1 protein-coding gene is annotated in these 1,020 nt (G+C 71.3%); it reads left to right on the plus strand.

The window, feature by feature from the left end; genetic code table 11:
• The coding region (locus ACWDVW_RS32715) for an adenylate/guanylate cyclase domain-containing protein (protein WP_449956875.1) at positions 1-1,012 on the plus strand (1,012 nt) is incomplete at its 5' end.
• Between the last annotated feature and the right edge of the window lie 8 nt (positions 1,013-1,020).

Consider the following 1,020-nt stretch of genomic DNA (forward strand, 5'->3'; position numbering starts at 1 on the left):
GTTCGGCCGGACCATGCTGTCGTGGCTGGTCGGCGTCGGTATCCCGGTGGCGCTGTCGATGATCGTCGCGGTGTGGGCGCTGGCCGATCCCGCGGTGAGCAAGGCCAGGCTGGCGGTCTGCGTGCTCAGTCTCGGCGGTTCGGCGCTGCTGTTCGGAATGCTGCTGATGGCCCAGGTCGTGGCGGCGACGGTCGCCCCGATCAAGGGGGTGCGCCAGGCGCTGCGCCGGGTGGAGGACGGCGATCTCGACACCGAGGTCACCCTCTACGACGGCACCGAACTCGGTGACCTGCAGAGCGGTTTCAACCGGATGGTGCACGGCCTGCGCGAGCGCGCGCTGATCGAGGACCTGTTCGGCAAGCACGTCGGCCACGATGTCGCGATGGCCGCGATCGCCTCCCAGCCGGTGCTCGGCGGCACCGAGACCGAGGCCGCCGCCCTGTTCATCGACATCATCGGCTCGACCACCATGGCCGCCACCCGGCCCGCCCCCGAGATCGTCGGCATCCTCAACCGCTTCTTCGACATCGTCGTCGACGAGGTCGAGCGGCACGGCGGCCTGCTCAACAAGTTCGAGGGCGACGCCGCCCTCGCCGTCTTCGGCACCCCTGCTCCCCTGCCCGACCTGGCCGGCTCGGCCCTGTCCTGCGGCCGCGCCATCCAGCGCAGGCTGCGCGACGCCTCCGACCTCGACGCGGGCATCGGCGTCGCCGCGGGCCGGGTCGTCGCGGGCAATGTCGGCACCCACAACCGCTACGAGTTCACCGTCATCGGCGACGCCGTCAACGAGGCGGCCCGCCTGTGCGAGCTGTCCAAGAACTACGACGAACGCCTCCTCAGCTCGGCCACCACCCTCGCCCGCGCCGCCGACTCCGAAACCGCCCACTGGAACCTGGGCGACACCGTCACCCTCCGCGGCCGACTGACCCCCACCCAACTGGCCGTCCCCAGACTCTCCGCACGCACCCCGGACCCGACCACCGCGACCGCCCAATCGACCGAGATGCACTGAGTCGGCCC

Source organism: Micromonospora sp. NPDC003241 (genome assembly GCF_053589795.1).